This is a genomic window from Nonomuraea sp. NPDC005730, assembly GCF_040630865.1.
Taxonomy (GTDB): domain Bacteria; phylum Actinomycetota; class Actinomycetes; order Streptosporangiales; family Streptosporangiaceae; genus Nonomuraea.
On sequence record NZ_JBEXYK010000012.1, the window covers coordinates 1 to 18,380 of the forward strand.

The following is an 18,380-nucleotide window of genomic DNA, read 5'->3' on the forward strand; positions in this document are numbered from 1 at the left end:
CCCGAGACCCGGCAACTCGCCCTGATGGCGCGCATCCGGGCGTTCGTCGAGCACAACCTCGCCGACGCCGACCTGACACCCCGCACCATCGCCCACCGGCACCACATCTCCGTGCGCTACCTGCAACTGCTGTTCCAGCGTCAGGGCACCACCCTGACGGCCTGGATCCGCCGCCGCCGCCTGGAACGCTGCCGCGCCGACCTGGCCGATCCGAGCCTGGCCGGGCAGCCCATCCATGTCATCGCCGCCCGCTGGGGATTCATCCGCGCCGCCGACCTCAGCAGATACTTTCGAACGGAGTACGGCCTGCCGCCCAAGGACTACCGGCACGAGGCCCTGACCCGCGCCACGTCAGAGGCGGACGACAGCCACGCGCGACGATGACGCCGGAGGCGTCCCCGGCTGCCGAGCGCCGGTCGGGATCGGCTTCTTCCTGCGCGAACTGGTCGCTGAGGCCGGCGAGAGCTCGCCGGTCCCGCGCCCCCTGCGCCGATCGTTCTACCCGGTGGTTTCTGGGCCATGGATGGTGGAGCGTCCGACGCGGTAGGTGGTGGCCACATCGGCCAGGGGCACCTCGTCCCCGGCACATCGGCTACGGAGCCGGGCCGGCGGCTCGGCCCGGGTGACGTCTACGGCATCAGCCGAGCGACCACCGCTGCCCTCAGCGGACACGAGCCTCCCCGGCCAGGTCCAGGTAGGTGTCCCTGACGACCAGCAGGCGTTCGCGGCGGAAGCGAGGAGGCTCGGCGGCGCGTACCTCCCGGCCGCGTACGGACCAGAACGCCTCGTCAGGAACGTCGTCCTGCCCTTCGGGGATGAACTTGAGCACTTCCTCCACCGCCGAGCGCGCCATGGACAGCGCCCGGCGAGCGTCCTCCGGGTCGTCGGGGACGTTGCCGGCCGTGAGGTCGGCCAGCCACATCCACTCTCCGGCGTCGAGCAGCTCGGACGGTTCCGGCCCCCCGAACGTCGGCCAGCCGGCGGGCAGAACCTCGCGCCTGGGCAGCGTGAACACATACTCCCGCGCGGCGCCGCACGTCGTGCAGTCGCCCGCGTAGCACTTGACCAGCGCGCCTTCGACACTGACCACGCCGCTGTCCCACTCGGTCTCCACTGAGCCGCACGCGCACGGATTGAGGTCGAGGTACACGAGAGCCTCGTCGCGGGTGCGGGCAACCGGCCGATCCGTCACACGCGCAACCTACAGGGAAGGCGGGCGCAGCTACTAGGGTGGCGCCATGCAGGCACCGACCGCGTTCGAGGAGCGGCTCCAGGAGGCGCACGGCCGGCACGACCTGACCACCTGTCTCGCGCTGTTGCGCTTCGCCGACTTCGCCTGCCCGGTCGGTGACGCCGCCGCCAGGGGCGAGGAGCCGATCGCCTGGCCGACGCTCCCCGCGGCGGACCGGGTGTGGTTGGCGGTGTACACCTCGGCGGAGGCGATGCGGGAGGCGACGGGCGGCGCCGTACAGCACTTCCGGGTCCTGTCGCTGGTCGAGCTGGCGGCCGGCTGGCCCGATCCCGGCTGGGGCCTGGCTGTCAACCCGGGGCTGGAGCCGTCGTTCCTGCTCGAACCGGGCACGGTCGCCAGGCTGGCGGTGCCCACGCTGGAGCAGGACCTGACAGCGGAGCCGGACAGCGGCCTCCCGATCGTGCAGAAGCTGCTCCAGGCGGCGCAGGTCCTGGAGCTGCTGCGCGACGACCGGCCGCGGGTCTCCGGCTACTGCCATCACGCCCTCGACGTCGCCCACATCGCGACCCCGTCCGTGCTCGCCGACGCGCTGCTCCAGGAGGACGCGTTGACCGACGAGGGCGCGGTCAACCTGTTGCGCTGGCCGGCGATCGGGCTGGAGCTCTACCGCACCCCATACGGCGGCACAGACGAGCGCGGCCGGACGGCGATGGCGGGCTGGGTGATCGAGGAGCCGCCGTTCGTCGGCATGGGACTGGTGCCGAACCCGGGCGAGACCATCCGGGAGTACAAGATCGACGGTGTCGGCCTGCCGCACGGCGCCGAGATCGTGGAGCTGGCGGACGACGGCAAGGAGCGTGTTCAGGCCAGGTACGACGCCGACCACGGCCACTGGCAGCTGACGGAGGACGCGTGAGCCGGGAGTCCTACCGCGCCCGCTGGGCGGAGACCGAGTACGAGGCGTCGCCGGACCTGGTCGAGGGCCGCGTCTTCATGCGCCTGTACGCCACGACCCCCGCGGACGGCTTCGACGAGGTGGCGCCCGGTCGGTACGTGCGCGCGGTTCCGGCAACCGACTGCTCGGCGGTCTGGCACGTGAGGACCGTCTGCGAGTGGCGCGGCGCCCCGTTCCTGGTGCATGGGGAACGGGAGACGGCGCAGGAGACGGAGCTGCTCATCGAGTACACCGGCGGGAATGCGCCGCAGGCGGCGAGCCTCGGGCTGGAGCGGGTCGAGCGGGGTGTGTACCGCGGCTGGGTGAAGCGGGACGAGGTGTCGGAGCTCAGCGAGGAGGCTGTGGTCATTGTGAGCATCTGATGAACAACATCACTCTTGATCCTTTCAGGCCCTATGAGGTTGTTGTTATATTCGCTCCAGTTAGGGGGTGGGGACCTTGAACGAAGACGCTGACGTGGTGGGGCTCCAGGCCTACGCCGACGAATTACGCGAGACGTTCATGCGCATGCAGCGCGAGGCGGCCGATCTCAACGCCCGCGCCCAGACGATCCGGATCACCGAGAAGTCCGCCGACGGCCTCGTCTCGGCCACGGTCGGCGTCCGTGGCGAGCTGGTCAGGCTCGACCTCGACCCCCGCCTGTACCGCCGCCCGAACGCCAGGGGGCTGGCCGACGCGATCACCGACACCATCCATCGGGCCACCGCCAAAGCTCTGGACGAGCTGGTCGAACTCTTCGAACCGGTCGTGCCGGCCGAGCAGTTACGCGCTCATCTGGAAGGCGATCTGGAGACCGTGCTCGACCAGCTCTCCGGCCAGGCGCCGGACGAGAAACGCCGTCGATGACCGCCGACGACCGCGCGGACGTGCACATCCGCGAACCGATCAGCGCCAGCCTGAACCAGTGGGACGCCATGGCGACCGACCTGGCCGGCGCCTGGCCTGCCATCGCGGCACGGATCCGGGCTTTGAACGCCGCCTGGCCGCAGGGCGGCGGGCCGGACGGCAGCTCCTTCAGCAAGACCTACCTGGCCGGCGGGGGCCCGGAGAGGTTCCTGCGGGACACCGAAGAACTGATCAAGGAGATCTCCGGTTCCGGGCCGCTGCTGCGGGCGACGGTCTCCAACACGCTCACCACTGAGCAGGCGATCGAGCTGGGCCTGACGAATCCCTACCGCCGGGCATGATGGCGGGCAAGGGCGATGCCGAAGTCAACGACGCACGCAAGCCGGCGGGCGGCACGGGCGCGTTCGACGGCGGGATCGCCACCACGGACGTGCAGCCCGTCTGGCGGACCGAGGCGCTGCCCGACTGGGTGGTCCACCATCTGATCCCGTTGCTCACGGCGGGTCAGAGCTGGCCCGAGGGCAGTGAGAGCAGGCTCTGGGAGCTCCGTGTCGAGTACGTCAAGCTGATGAACCTGCTCATCGGCACGCTCGACCCGACCTCCGCCACCGTGCAGACCTTGAACGGCAGCCTCCAGTCTCCCGCCAAACCGGTCATCTTCAAGCGGCTCGCCAAGCTCTACGACGACAAGGCCGGCGTGGTCGCCAAGGCCCAGGAGTCCTTCTCCTACGCCAGGATGGTCGACAATTTCGCCCGCGAGACCCAGTACACCAAGCTGTCGATCAACGTCGCGTTCTGGATCGCGGTGATCGCCGCGTTCACCGCCCTGATCGCCGCGGGCTTCTTCCCGCTGGCGAGCCTGATGCTGCGCAGCGCGGGCGTGGCGGGGGGATCCAGGATCGCCTTGCTCATGCAACGGCTGGCGTTGGCGGCGGCGAGGTCGGGCGCGGTCGCCCGGAGCGGTCAGATCTCCAGACTCGCCGGAGCCGGAGCGGGGCGGTTCCTCAACGGGGCACTGGCGGTGGAACTGTTCGAGGAGATCGGGGAAGAGCTCCTCATCGACGTCACCACCCAGATCCAGCAGATCAAGATGGGCACCCGCGACACAGTGGATTGGCGGAAGGTCAAGGCGGCGGCGATCGGCGCGGGCGCCGGCGCGATCGCGGGCACCAAGCTCGGCGAGCCGATGTCGCGTTTCGCCAACGACCTGCCCGGCATCACGCGGCTGAACAGGATGGCGGGCGACAAGCGCGGCGTCGGCAACGCGTTCCTGCGTTTCCCCGGGCGTGCGCTGAACACCGGTCTGAACAACATGTTCGCCTCGCCCGCCGGCAGCATCGTCGCCAACTACGTCGTCTATGACCAGTTCGCGCTACCGGGCGCGGAAGGCTTCTACGGCGGCTTTCTCAGCGGCGCGGGACGGACGAACACCCTCGCCCCCACGAACCTGCACGTCCTGTCCGCGGTCGCCACCCCGGTGACCTCGCTGAGCAGGGTGTTCGCCGCGGCGGCGGCCCAGCGCGACACGGCCCCCATCACGCCGGGCCCCTTCCTCGGGGACCTCTCGCCCAGGACGGATCCCCCGGCCGGCTCGCCCGATGCCGGGCCGCTGCTCCCGCAGCCGGGCGACCCTTCGGGTGGGACCAGACGTGACCGCACCACCAGCACGATCACCCAACCGGCGCCTCCCGGGCACAAGCCGACCCGGACCACGCCGACGACGGAAGCCACCCCGGACACCAGCCAGGCACCCCGCCCCCGGCCCGCCGACGACGCCGAACCCCGCCTGGACTCCCCCGCTCCCCCGGCACCGGCCCGCCAGTCCCAGGACCAGCAGGACCGGCCCCAAGACCAGCAGGACCCGGGCCGGGACGCGCGACCGGCGTCCCCGCCGGGCGCGCAGGACACCTCCCCCACCGGAGATCAGCAGCCCGCGCCCACGACCGACCAGCCGCCTGCCGGCACGCGTCCCGCCCCCACCGGCTCCGACACCACCGCCCCCGACACGACCGGCCCCGACACCACCGGCCCCCAGAACCCGGCCGGCCCCCAGGACGGGAACAGCGCCCCGGACAGCACCCCCAGCGGCCAGGACACGACCGGCACCCCTGACGCCAAGGGCCCCCAAGACACCACGGGCGCCCGCGACACGGCCGGCACTTCGGAGACGAACAACACCCCCGGCACGCCCGGCAACCCGGATACGGCCGGTGAGCCGGCGAGGACCGGGGAGCCGCGGAGCGTTGGGGAGCCTCATTCCGCCCGGACGCCCGACCCCGCCGGCACCCCCCAGGACGCCGCCACCCCCGGCACCCTCACCACGGCTCAGACATCGGCCATCCTCGGCACCGCACCACGCCCCCAGACAGACCCCGCCCCCGCCGAGCCCGGCCCCCAGACCGACACGCCCGGCCCCGCCCTGGTCGCCAGGCTGATCGGCAGAGCTCGTAACAGGGAGGTGAGCGGCCGGCCCCTCGACGGCACCCGGTTCATGGCCGACCTCCGCGAGCGCGGCGTGCCGGTGCTCACCGTGGCGGAGGCACGGGCGGCGTTCGAGGTCGAGGTCCAGGCCGCCGACCTCGGCAGGGAGGTCACCGGCCTGCGCTGGACCGCCCCGGACACGCTGGTGGTCGAGGTCGACGGCCTGCCCGACCAGACGTTCACCTTCGAGGTGGGCAGAGTCTCGCGCGGGCGGCTCGGCCGTACGGTGGTGCAGCCGGGCAACGTCAACCAGGTGCGGCTGACTCCGGGCGTGGCCCCCGACCAGGTGGCCAGGCTGGTGCTGCACGAGATCGTGGACACCCTGCACGCCAGGAGCGAGCCTCGCCAGAACCTGATGCGCCGCCTGATCACCCGTCGGGACGGGCACGACGAGTGCCTCACCGCCCGTCGTCGCGAGCTGGAGTTCCTGAACCGCCGCATCGGCGAGACGAGCGGCGACGAGCGGGCGGCCCTCGTACAGGAGCGGGCGGCGGTACACACGATCCTGGAAGCCCGCGGCCTGCTGGACGGGCCCAGCGCGGACCCGGCGCCCGTCCAGCGGTCCGCGAACGACCTGGTCGGCCTGCTCCTCGACCACGACCAGGCCGTCGACCGGCTCGTACGGGATCTGGACCAGGCGCTGTCGCGGCAGGTCGACCGGCTCCTGCGCGTCGAGCTGGACCTCCAGCTCCAGGCGATGACGGTGACCGACATGGGCACCGGGCCGCTGCTGACGGCGGTGTCCCAGGCGAGGGCCGCGTACGAGACCGTCCAGTCGCTCGCGCCGGCCGCCAGTGCTCCCGGCCGGGCGGGCGTCGAGTTCGCCAGGGCACTACAAGAGGCCCACCGGCTCCGGGCGCGGTACGAGGAACAGGCCGACCGGGCCGTCCTCGTGCCCACGCTGCCCGAGGCCCCTGGACCGGACGCGCTCAGCGCGCACTCCGCGGCGCTGCGCGCGGCCGCCGCCGAGCTCACCGACCCGGCGCGGCGCTCACCGGGCACGGAGGCGGACCGGCGGGCCGCGGCCGACTCCGCCGTGCGGGCCGCCGACACCTACCAGGTGCTGCTCGATGAGACGCGGCGGGCGCGGCGCATCCTGATCAACCCGCCGCACGCGCTCGCCTCGCAGTTGCTCCGCCTGGGCGCCACCCACGAGGAGTACTACCGTCAGCTGACGTCCCAGGAACATCTGGCGAACGCGCGTGGCGCCCAGGACATCGACGGCCTGCTGGCCGACCTCCTCCAGCACGCGTCGGACCGGCGGGCCGCCGCCCTGGCCCTGCGTACCGCCATCGAGGGGATCGGCCGGGTCGTCACGGCGCAGCGCGCGGCAGTGCGCGCCTACAACGACGCGGCGAGCGGGCCGTCCGTCCTCGCGGCGGACGCGCTGAGGCGCCACGACCTGGAGGGCGCTCGCAGGTGGCGGGCCACCGCGGCGGCCCTCGACCGGATCGCCGCGCAGCACGAGGCGGCCGAGCGGCTGGCGATCGCCGCCCGCGACGCCCACCAGGAGCTCACCGGCCTGCTGAACAAAGTGCTCGCGGGCGAGCCGGTCGACCACGCCACGCTGAGCGCCCGCGCGGACGCGGCCACCACGGCCATGAAGACGTATCAGGACGCCATCGCCGCGTTGCCGCCGGCGACACCGCCCCCCTTCACGGTGCCCGCGCCGCCGCCCACCGCGCTGTCGGAGCTCAGCAGGACGGTCGAGCAGGAGGAGAGGAGGCTGGAGGAGGCCCGGCGGCACGACATCGAGCTCAGGATCCACCACCAGCGCCAGGCCGAGGCGGCCTGGGACCAGGCCGAGAACGCCTGGGCACAGGCGGCCCTGCACCGCGAGCGTGAGGACGACAGCGCGGTCGAGCGGGCACGCCGGGAGATGCTGAACGCCGAGGTGGCGGCGACCACCTACGAGTACCACGCCCGCGCGGCCGAGCGGTACGCCACCGCCGCGGCGGCCGCCGACCCGGCGCTCGACGCCTCCGGCCGGGCGCTGGCCGCCCTGAGCAGCGTGAACAGGCCGGACAGTCCCAGAACGCCCGAGGTCGAAGCCGCGCTGCGCGAGCTGCGGAGCCGCTCGGACGCCTACGACGCGGCCCGCCGGGCGGCCCTTCCGTCGCCGCACGCCCTGCTGGCGGCCTACGCGGCGGGCCCGATCGCCAACCTGGCCCCGCTGACCGCGCTGGTCAACGACATGCTCTCGAAGCGGAACGTACCCGTGCGGTTCGGCGAGGAGGAGCTGCGGTGGGCGATCCGCCAGGCCTTCCACAGCGCGGTCTCGCCGGACGGCCTGCTCCTGCGCCTGAACGCGACCACGGGCGCGGAGCTGCGCATCCGGCTGACGCTGGACGACCTCATGGAGGTGGCGAGACCGGCCGCCACCCACTCCGAGACCATGCTCGGGAACCTCCCGCAGGGCGGCGGCAAGTCCACCGACACCACCGGCCGCTCACGCGGGTTCTCCTTCGACCGGGACATCATCGATTACGTCCGGCGGAACCTGCGCGACTCGTCCTCGCCGGTTCTTCAGTTCATCGCCGCGTTCGGCGTCCTGAGGGTCAAGGTGAAAACGGACGCCGGCGACTCCTTCTCCACCTGGGCCCAGGAGAACTGGCAGGGCGGCAACGTCGAGGACGACCGCGGCATGGCAACCATGTTCACCGCCAGGGCGGCCTGGAACGTGGAGTTGCACACGGCGTCCGGCGCGCCGCTGGCGGAGTCGCTGCCCGCCGGAGAGGCCGAGCGTCAGAGCCTTTGGATCTCGCAGACCTACCTCAGGGACCCTCCGGCGAACCTGCTTGAGGCCGGCCGGCGGAGCCCCCCATTCCCTGAGCACGTCGTCACCGGGCTGACCGGCCTGCGCGCGCTGGCCGAGCTGCTCATGTCGGACGTGCTCAGCCCTGTCGCCCGCGACCAGATCATCACGCTGATGACCGAGGACCTGCCCAGCAATCTCGGCGTGGCCATCAACGATCCGGCCGGACTGCGCCGGACCATCACCGTGAACGGCCGGATCCGCGGCCTGGTGACGGTGCGCACGACCGTGCTTCCCGGGGCCACGCTCGTCGGCGGCCCCAGCAAGAAGCACCACCAGGAGCGGCTGCGCAACGGGTTCTCCCAGGCGGGTCAGAGCCGTTCCGACAACCGCGGCCGTGGGGGCGGCGGCAGCGTGGGCCTCACCACGCGGGAGGCCGACCAGCCCGTGGACGCCAACGAGGGCGAGTTCACCGTCGGCGGCGAGAGGGGCGGAGCGGCGTCGACGTCCGACAGCGTGACGAGCGTGGCCATCCATCCGAGCGTGCAGCGATGGGCGGGGGAAACCCAGGGCTACCTCCTGAACGTGGTGCACACGGTGACGGTCCAGATGGACGGCAACGAACCGGTCACCTTCGACTCCGACCCGAGCACCGGCCTGTTCCGCATCCCCGAGCCGGACGCCTACCACTACGGCCTGCCGGTCGCCGCCGCCGCGCAGGTCGGGCACGACGCGGACGGGAACGTCGTGCTCAGGGGCGAACCCGTCAAGATGCCCCCGCCCGGCAGAGTCGACGCGCTGCCCACCTGGTCAGGAAGGAAGCCGGGACAGCTCCGCGGCGTGGGCCCGGGGCTGGTGCAGCGCATCACCGGCATGGACCAGGTCCGGGCGGAGGTCGAGGCGTACCTGCGCCGCGAAGGCGTGTTGCCGCGGCTGCGGAACGGCGTCCCCCAGTACTCCACCGACGCCTCGGTCAGGGCGAGCCAGATGGCCAACGAGCAACTGGTCGCCGAGCAGTTCTCCGCCGAACGTCTGGAGACCGGCTACGACCAGGCCGCCCAGGCGGGCCTGATCGTCAACCTGGTCCATCACCGGCCAGGCCTCGCGGCCGAGCACTACACCCTGCGGATCAGCCTGCGGCAGGACTTCGACAACGCCGTCTACACGGGGGTGACCAGCGCCGAACCGGTGGTGAACCTGAACATCGGGTCGGACACCGACGCCTCGCCCCGGAACCGGGCCTCGTCGCGGTCCGGGCAGAGCGCGGCCGACGTCGCCCTGAACGACCTCGGCCCCGATCCCGGCGCGTTCAGGACGTCCGCCGGCGTCGGCGAGGTCCTCCAGAGCGAGCAGACGACGGGCAGCACCGTCAATCAGGTGAAGCTCTTGGAGGGCAGCGGGCAGAGCGCGGTCTTCCGCATCCCGCACACCCTCCAGGTCGAGCGGCTGACCGGGGCGAACACAGCGCTGCCCGTGGTGACGGGGCAGGCCGGGGAGGCGCGGATCGTGCTGCCCGCCGACTTGCTGCCGCCGGCGCCGTCGTTCGACGGGTACCCTCGGCCGGCGGGCCCGCGTCATCCGACCTCGCGGTCGGCGCTCCGGCTGGCCACCGTCGCCCACCTCGACGTCGGCGATCTGGCGACGGCCGTCGCCAACATGCTCGCCAAGCCACTCGACCGCTCCTCGCCCGCGTTCCAGCATCTGGCGGCCTTCTTCAACGTACGCAGCCTGATCAGCCACCCCGAGGTGTTCACCTCCGGCCACCGGACCGGGGTGGACACCCAGTCGGCGGCCGGGAGGCGGGAGCACCAGCCGGTCGACCTGCACCTGAGGCCGGGCGAGTCCCGCTTCCTGACCGCGACCGACCTGCTGGTCGGCGACATCAATCTCACGCTCGGCTCCCACAGCAGCTCCACCCGAAGGTCCATCCCGTGGAACGCCGGAGGATCCCGAGGGGAGTCGGTGCCCGGCGGCCTGGACATCGACGGAAGCGGCGGCCTCTCGGGCGAGCGCACCACCACGCACGAGCGCAAGCTCATCGCCGGCCCTGAGCGGCTGACCATCGACACGGGCAAGCAGTACGCCTTCGTGATGGACGTCGCCCCAAAGCTGAGCGCCGGGTCGGGCATCACCATGACGACGGCCGAGCCGCGCGGCGGCACCGTCCTCTACCTGCTCGCCGAACGCGACGCGCTCGACCTGTACGCGAGCGAAGAGGTACAGCTCCCGCTGCACCAGCTCGCCGACGCGGCCGAACGCCTCATGAACGGCGACCTGAAACTCGGCCGCCGGGTAGCGGTCAGATTCATGGACAAGTACCTGCGGGACCTGGCCGAGGCGCGGGCCGCGCACCCGTCGGGCGTCCCGGGCCTGACCACCCTGCCCGGCGTCCCGCTCAGCTGGGGGCACAGCACCGGCAGAGTCCTCGCCGCACTCCTCGCGCTGTTCCCCTCCCACAGGCTGGCCGAGATGATGCCGCCCGGGGTTCCGCCCGGACAGCCTGGCGAGACGGACGCCGAGACCCGTGAGCGCATGCTGAGCCGGCCGGAGTTCTTCGACCACGTCCGGGAGCAGCTGCGCGCGGCGGCCCGACGGCTGGAGAACGGCGAGGTGGCCGCCGCGCTCGCGCCGACGTACCAGGACGCCGTCGGCATGAGCACCGTCAAGGGGGTCACCCTTCACCCGGAGGACCGTCCGGGCGTCGAGGTGGAGCTGCTGGAGGAGATCAGACAGGCGGTCGACGCGGTGGCCCCGGGCGCGTTCGACGCGGACACCTCCCTGTGGCGGGCGCTGACCACCGACTTCTCCGGCACCTCCTGGCTCGGCAAGATCGACACGCTGCTCGACCCGGACTCCCCGCCCGCCGTGTATCCCGTCAGGGGTGAGGGGACCACCGACATCCTGGAGATCACCGTACGGGCCGAGCTCGGCGAGAACGCGCGGTATCGGGGCGAGGTCTTCGACCTGGGACAGATCCTCCAGCTCTACACCATGCGGGAGGAGAACGTCTCCGAGTCGTCGAGGCTGACCGCCACCCCCAGCGCCAAGGGGCCGCTGGCGGAGCTGCCGGAGTCGGGGTCCGCGAACACCAGCCGTGGACGCGGCGCCACGGGCGCCAGCAACCTCCAGGAGACCCGGCTCCAGCGCGCGGCGTCGTTCGCAGGGGCCAGAACGGAGGTGCGCCAGGACATCACGCTCGTCGTCTCCGTACGGCGGGTGAGCTCGACGCCGGCCACGAAGACCGTCTCGCCCCTGAAAACGGCCGTCCGGCGGGCGCACTCCACGATGTCCTGGAAGGCCGCGGCACGGTCGCGGGAGGTCACCCGCCGGATGACCGGCACCATCGACCGGCTCATCCCGCCGGGCATGGTCGCGCCCACGAGCACCGCTCCACGACCCGCCGCGCCCGATCCCCGGCCCTTCCCCCCGCCCGAGAACTTCATCGTCGAGAGCACCCGGGCGAACCGCCTCCCCGCGGCCGTCGAACGGCACCTGCGCAGGACGCTGAACCTGCGCCTGTCCCGTGCCGACTCCGACACCCTCGCCCGGCTCCTGACCGGCAACAACAGGAACGCCGGCCTCGAACTCATGACCGCCGCGGACGGGCTCATGGTGCTCGAGGTGCCGATGCGGCACGGCAGGACGGCCCGCGTCCACGTCGGCGCGGTGCTGTCGGAGCCCGTGACGATCGCCCAAGGCCGCGAGGACTTCGAGATCGGGCAGGCCGACCGCCGGCAGTGGAGCACAGGCGCGAACACCGACCGGACCAGGCTGTTGCCGGCCGGGTTCTCCTTCGGCAGCGGCGACATGCGCAGATGGCTGCCGTTCGCCGGCAAGTTCGGCATGGGCGGCAGTTACCGTAACCAGGGCAGCGACGGCATGTCGATCGGTGGCGGCAACCGCAGGGAGACCAGCGTCTTCGAGAAGGCCGACAGCGGCTCGATCAGGTTCCGGGTCGACTACACCGTGCGTGTCGAGGTCTCGCCGCCGCCGAACAGCGAGCAGACGCCGCCGGCGGCGGCCGTCCGGGTCGCGACGGGCCACGCCGACGTGACCCTCTTCGACCACGTCATGCGGGAGCTCGCCGAACAGGCCGAGAACCCGCGGCCGGTCGCCGGGGAACCCGGCCGGGCCGCCGCCGTCCGGCCGGTCCCGGTCAGCCCGGACGCCCAGCAGGCCACTTCCCCGTACGAACAGCTCAGGCAGGCGCAACTGGTCGCCCGGAACCGGAACGAGAACGTCTCGATCACCGTCCGGCCACCACACGGCCCGCCGCTGACCTACCTCGCCACCCCGGACGGCCGGCTGGTGGCGCAGGAGGACGACGGCGGGTTCGGGCGGCGCTTCGCCGGCCTGCCGTCCCCCCTGATCGCGACGGCCGAGCAGCACGGGATCGACCTCCGGGCCCTGCACGACCGCACCATGCCGAGACCGGACGCGAACCCCGCCGAACCCGCCGGACGTCCCGAACGGCAGGCTGCGGAGACGAAGGTCACCAGCCTCGCCGAGCAGCTCAGGAACGAGCTGAACCGGCGCGGCGTCCTCCTGCCCGAGGCACCGGCCACCTGGCCGGTCAAGGGCACGCCCGACGACACCGGGGAAGGGACGGGCGGCACGCCCCGCTCCACCCACGGCTCACCCATCCCCCACTCCGGGTTCGTCGCCGACGGCCGCCCCGCCGAGGACGACGACCTCACCTACGACGAGGCCCGGGAATCGTTCAACAGGGAGGTGCTGCCGGAGGACTTCGGCGGCGTCGGCGGCGCCTGGCGGGTGGTCTGGCACGGCGGCGACACCCTCACGCTGGAGTCCGACCTGCTCGGACGGTTGCACTTCCGGTTCCAGGTGGGCCCTGTCCAAGGCGGCTACCTCGGCGAGACCACGGCGACGAACACCGGCACCCAGGACGATCCGCACGTGGTGACCCTGGCTCCCCGGGTCGCCCGTGACCAGGTGGCCAGGCTCGTCCTGCACGAGATCAGCGACGTGCTCCAGTACCGGATGGAGGGTGAGCACGGGCACTCGCACCCGCACACGCCGGGGGAGGCCACGCGCGACGAGTGCGTCACCGCCCGCCGCAACGAGCTGGTCTTCCTGGAGCGCAAGCAGCGTGAGGCCCTGGCGGCGGGCGACACCGCGGCCGCGAACCGGCTGGGCAGGGAGATCGTCGCGGTGCAGGACGATCTCGACCGGCGCACCCGTCCACGGCATCGCATCGACGATCTGATCAACGGGACGGACGCCGACGAAGCGGAAACCCAGGACACCCCGAACGAGCCAGCACCGGAGATCCTGGACAGCCCGAGCGACCCGGAGCTGGCTGCTCTGGGCATCCGGGGCGAGCCGGAGCCTCTCGGCGCGAACGTCTTCAAGGTGCGGCTGGCCGACGGTTCCCATGCCCTGCTCCTTGAGGAGTCCACCCGGCAGGGCAGGAACGTGACCCTGCTGATGACCCAGCTGGCCCACCGCCTGGACCTGGTCGGCCCGGCCAGAGCGGCCGGCGACCGGCACATCCTCATCGACTGGACGCCCACCGCCCCCTCCTCCGGCTTCCTCGGCACCCGCGAGGCGGTGCTGGCCGGATACCTCGCCGCCCTGGCCGACGTCAGGGCGCTCGTCACCAGACCGGCACTCCACGTGCTGCCGAGCAGCCGTCCACTGCGGGAGCTGTTCCTGCGTGAGGACGCCTCCGGCCGTCTCGACTGGGGAAGGAACCCGCTGTCCCCGTCGGACGTGCGGGCCCTGGCGGCCATGCTGGAGGCCGCACGCCCGGACTTCGAGCAGATGGGTCTGCTGTCCCAGTTCGAGCTGATCGTGGAGAGGCACTGGAACCTCGCCGGTGGCCCGCTGGCCAGGAACGCGGTCGGTCTGGAGAGCGCGCTGGACACCGCGCCGGGGCACCACCTGCCCCTCTCGGACGTGGGCTCGCTCAGAGCCATGGACACGGGCTCGCCCACCAGGTCCGCGGACACGGATCCGGCCGCCGAGGGTCAGCCCATCGACGCGGCTCTCCGCCTTCACAGCAACATCCGGCAGGGAGTCGTGTCGAGCCGGGAATGGGGTCTGGGCTCGGTGGTCACGTTCGCCGACGGGTCGCAGGCGCTCACCGTCCCCATCTTCGAGGGCGAGGAGATTCTCGTCCGTGCATTGCTGAGGCAGGCGCTCGGCCTCGCCGGCCCGGCCGTCGAGCTCGACGAGGACGGGTACGTGTGGCGGACGTTCGGCAACGACGCGTTGCGGGCGAGCCTGGCGACGGGCGTCACCGACGTGATCGACGTGCCCGGGTCGGGCACACGCACGACCGAGGTGGTCTTCGGTGACGGCCGGCGGGCCCTGCGCCACGAGTTCCCGAACCGCACGGCGGCGGACGAGCACGAGGCCAGGCTTGAGGAGGCGCGCGAGGCCAGGGGCGGCCTGCCCGGCTCCCATCGGGCCACCCCGTACGTCCTCTACGAAGAGATCGTCCGCCAACCGGAACCGACCGCCGAGTCCGAGGCCCGCCTGGCCACCCGCGCGCTGTACACGTTCCTGAGCCTCGGCCGGCCGTTGGACCATGCGACACTGCGACGGCTGCTCGACGCCAACCCCCTCCTCGTCAGGTTCGGCGAGGCCGGCGACTGGGAGTTCCGGACCGGCGCGCCGGTCCTGTCCGCACGGGACGTCGCCCGTCTCGCCGCCGCCTTCGAGGCGCTGCGCGGCTCCTTCGCCAGGTACCACCTCGGCGACCGGCACGAGCGGTTGCTGAGCATGCTGAACGAGTTCGCCGGATCCGACGATGCCAGGCTGATCCCGCTGGCGTTCTCCGAGGCCCCGACGACCGTCGAGTACCGGACGCCCGTGTGGCGGCCCACGCCGGGATCGGGTCCGATCCTGGGCGAGCTCCTGCAGGGAGATCGCCTGGCGCAGGTGAACGCGCGGAACCAGGCCGACGTGATCCTTCGGGCCGACGCCGAACTGGCGGCCCGGCCGGAGGCGGAGGGGCACGTGTTCGCCCGAGTCCCCGCCGACCTGTTCCCCAAGGGCATCCGGCCCGGCGAGGAGTTCACCGTGAACACCCTGCTCGACGGCGTCGACGACGCCGGGCAACTGGCCGAGAGCCCCCATGGCACGCGGGTGACCATCCTGGCCTCCGAATACGTGCCGGTCGGAGACCTGTCGGGCAAGCCGCACCAGGCTCTCTTCAGGCCCGGCGCCCGCTTCGAGGTGACGGCGAAGCTGACCACCGACGAGGGCGAGACGCACTACTTCCTCACCCAGCAGCCCGCCCGGCCGCGAACGGGCCCGGTGGTCACGCCGAGAATCAGGCTCACCGGCGAGCTCGCGCTGGATGTGGCGGGGCATGTCCACGACGCGTTCGACAGGACACCGGCGGGGCTGCGCTTCCGAAGCGGCGTGCAAGGCGAGGCCGCACGGCACACGGTGCGCCCGGTCAAGGACGCCTTCGTGGTTGAGGGCCGCTACTCGGCACGCGACATGGTGATCAACGGACGGCTCTTGGGGGCCGAGGTGGTCGCGGCGATGTTGTTGTGCTCAGGTTACCTGCCGGACAACGACGTGCTGGTCCTGGCCGGCCCCCACGACGGGACGACGACGTTCGCTCAGGACCTCGCCCGCTACACGGGCCGGGTCGTGCTCGCGGCGGACGGCCCCGTGGAGACGACGACGCTGGGCACCCTGCGCGTCACGGACGCCGGCCGGTCATCGGGACAGTTCCGGATCTTCCTGCCCGCCGACACCTCGGCCATGGTCGCGGAACAGCTCAGGGCCTGGCTCGATCCCACGCTGGCACAGATGATGGACGCTCCACGGACCCGCCGCACACTGCTCACGTCGTCCAAGCGAGAAGCGGAACTCCCGAGCCCCATGAGCGTCAGCCCCGGCAGGCTGTCCGGGGCCGTCTCCACGCCGCCGCTGAGCGGCCGGCATCGCGAACTGATCTTCCAGCATCGCTTCGAGGTCAGCGCGGGCATCTGGTACCGCGACCAGAACTCCGCGGTCATGCCCACGGCCGATCCGCGCCTGCTGCGGCGCTCCAACAACGTCATCGACGTCGGGATCGCCGGCGATGGCACCGATTTCCTCATCGGCGCCGAACGACTCAGCGCGGCCGACCTGGCCACCATGCTCGCCCACGACCCGCGCGTGCTGGCCCAGCCCAACGCCTGGATCCGCATCCTGGGCTGTGAAACGGCACGCAATCAGGCTGTGCTCCAGGAGCTGGCCGACATCACCGGCCGGTGGATCCTCGCCAGCAACGAGATCGTCTACATCGGAGCCGACCGGCGTCCGCACACCGCGGCCGTGCAGGGATACGGCTCCGATGGGCGACCGGTCTTCCCACAGGACGACAACGGCGAATGGCTGCGGGCCCAGCCCGCCACGGTGGTGACGCCCCCAGGTCCCCTCTCCGTTCCGGCGCCGCCGGCCGTTCAGCAGCGCGGCCTGTCCCAGAGCCTCTTCGACGCCGCGCTGGCCGCCGATCCGAACGACTGGGAGATATTCGCGGTGAAGAGCGAGGACGGCGTCGCGGCGCACCTCACCGTGGACGGCGTCAAGGTCGTAAAGAAGCGGACGCACTCCGCCCAAGCCAGGGCCGAGTTCCTCTCAGCGCTGCTGGGGCAGCTCATCGGCGCCGACGTTCCCATCGTCGCCCTTCATCCGACGGATCCGGAGGTGGTCTTCATGACGTACGTCGAGGGCGCGCCTCTCGATGGCGTGACGAACATGAACACCAGACGAGGGGCGATCCTCATCGAACTGCTCGACCTGCTGATCGTCAACGACGACCGGCACAAGGAGAACCTCTTCGTCACCAAAACCGGCATCGCGGGCATCGACCACGGACGTGCCTTCGCCCTGCAGGACTCCAATCCCTCCGCGCTCGTGGGCAAGGTCCTCAAGGGCAACTTCGTCGCGCGAAGATTCGACGACAGTCCCGTCTGGGTGGACAACCCGCTGAGCCGGCAGGACATGGACTTCCTCACGGACGTCATGATGTCGCTGCTTCCGCTGTACCAGGAACTGGGCTTCCACGAAGCCTTCGACATGGCGCTGGACCGGCTCTATCACATCGGGATGCACGCCAAGGGCGAGATCTCGCTGCTGACCCCTTCGGCGCCGGCGCCCACCCGGGTGCAGCACCACTTCGGCTGGGACCACGACGCCCACAACCAGGTGGTCGAACACGTCCACGAGCAGTTGAGGGACGGCGTGGACGTCGCTTCCGTCGTGCCGTACATGACGAGCGACGCGATGCACGTGGACGTGCCCTTCGGGGCGGAGCTGGAGTACGCCCACACGGACGACAGCGCGGAGGGCGACTCGGACTTCTGGCGGACCAACGTGTACGTGATGACCTATGAGCTGCACCGCGCCGGGCTCGTCGCGAGCCCGGTGGTGTTCGCGCAGCACGACGCCTCGATGAGGGGGCTGCCGCACATGGAGTGGGAAGCCGAGAAGGGCGTCTCCGGTGAGTTCGTCTCGGGGATCCTCCGCGACACCGAGCAGACGTGGGCGGACTTGGTCAGAACCACCGAGATCATCCGTTCCTGCGGCGGCACGATCACCATGGCGACCGGCGGGCACGTCACCATCGGCACCCCCAATCTCGCCGCCGACGTGCGGGTCATGCGGCGGCTCGTCACGCTCTACCACGCCTACGAGGACATTCTCTTCCGCCTGGGGCAGGACCCCAGGCGGCCTGACGGCATGCACCGGCCCTACAAATCATGCATGCCGAACGAGCTGGTCAGCGGCGACCGGCCCACAGGGCAGATGCTGCGCAGGGTTCACAAGCGTCCCTCCGCGCTCAACCTGTCCCACGTCAACGGCGACGCCAATGATCGCGTCGAGTTCCGTCACGCCGACGGGCATCTGGACCCCCCGATCATCCAGGTACAGATCAAGCTGGGCGCCGCCATCGTGGACTACGCCTACAACGGCGGCGAGCACCTGCCCGCGCGGGAACCGTTGGGCACCCACTGGAAGAACCGCTGGAGCCCGCGCCAGGACGCGGCCTCCTTCATCGACATGGTGAACCTCCTGTTCCCCCGTCGAGAGGACAAGGAACAACTGACCGCCCTGTACGCGATCACCTCGTGGCAGCCGTCCTGGGAGGACAGAGGATGGTGAGCCGGATGAGCGTACGCGTC

The 18,380-nt window shown here is 71.6% G+C and carries 7 protein-coding genes; 6 read left to right on the forward strand and 1 reads right to left on the reverse strand.

Features of this window, described 5'->3' with window-relative positions:
- Window positions 1-384: helix-turn-helix domain-containing protein (locus ABZ444_RS17195; RefSeq protein WP_357997157.1), on the forward strand; the 384-nt coding region annotated here is incomplete at its 5' end.
- A 277-nt stretch (window positions 385-661) separates the two neighbouring features.
- Here ABZ444_RS17195 and ABZ444_RS17200 read toward each other — a convergent pair.
- Window positions 662-1,192, reverse strand: a complete 531-nt coding sequence (locus ABZ444_RS17200) for a hypothetical protein (RefSeq protein ID WP_357997160.1) — start codon at window positions 1,190-1,192, stop codon at window positions 662-664.
- Window positions 1,193-1,238: 46 nt separating this feature from the next.
- On the opposite strand from ABZ444_RS17200, the gene ABZ444_RS17205 reads away from it, so the two are divergent.
- The 5 genes from ABZ444_RS17205 to ABZ444_RS17225 all read left to right on the forward strand — a co-directional run bounded on the left by ABZ444_RS17205 (window position 1,239) and on the right by ABZ444_RS17225 (window position 18,360).
- Window positions 1,239-2,108 (forward strand): SseB family protein, encoded by an 870-nt coding sequence (locus tag ABZ444_RS17205; RefSeq protein WP_357997163.1) that lies wholly within the window; start codon window positions 1,239-1,241, stop codon window positions 2,106-2,108.
- Window positions 2,105-2,509 carry a hypothetical protein gene (locus ABZ444_RS17210; protein ID WP_357997166.1) on the forward strand — a complete coding sequence of 135 codons (405 nt, stop codon included), beginning with the start codon at window positions 2,105-2,107 and terminating at the stop codon, window positions 2,507-2,509. The genes ABZ444_RS17205 and ABZ444_RS17210 overlap by 4 nt, the downstream gene beginning before the upstream one ends.
- 76 nt (window positions 2,510-2,585) lie before the next feature.
- Window positions 2,586-2,993, forward strand: a complete 408-nt coding sequence (locus tag ABZ444_RS17215) for a YbaB/EbfC family nucleoid-associated protein (protein ID WP_357997169.1) — start codon at window positions 2,586-2,588, stop codon at window positions 2,991-2,993.
- Entirely contained in the window at window positions 2,990-3,334 is a 345-nt protein-coding gene (locus ABZ444_RS17220; RefSeq protein WP_357997172.1) for a hypothetical protein, read from the forward strand. Before ABZ444_RS17215 ends, ABZ444_RS17220 begins: the two co-directional genes overlap by 4 nt.
- Window positions 3,331-18,360, forward strand: coding sequence for a hypothetical protein (locus tag ABZ444_RS17225; RefSeq protein ID WP_357997175.1), 15,030 nt, complete (start codon window positions 3,331-3,333; stop codon window positions 18,358-18,360). The genes ABZ444_RS17220 and ABZ444_RS17225 overlap by 4 nt, the downstream gene beginning before the upstream one ends.
- Window positions 18,361-18,380: the final 20 nt, after the last annotated feature.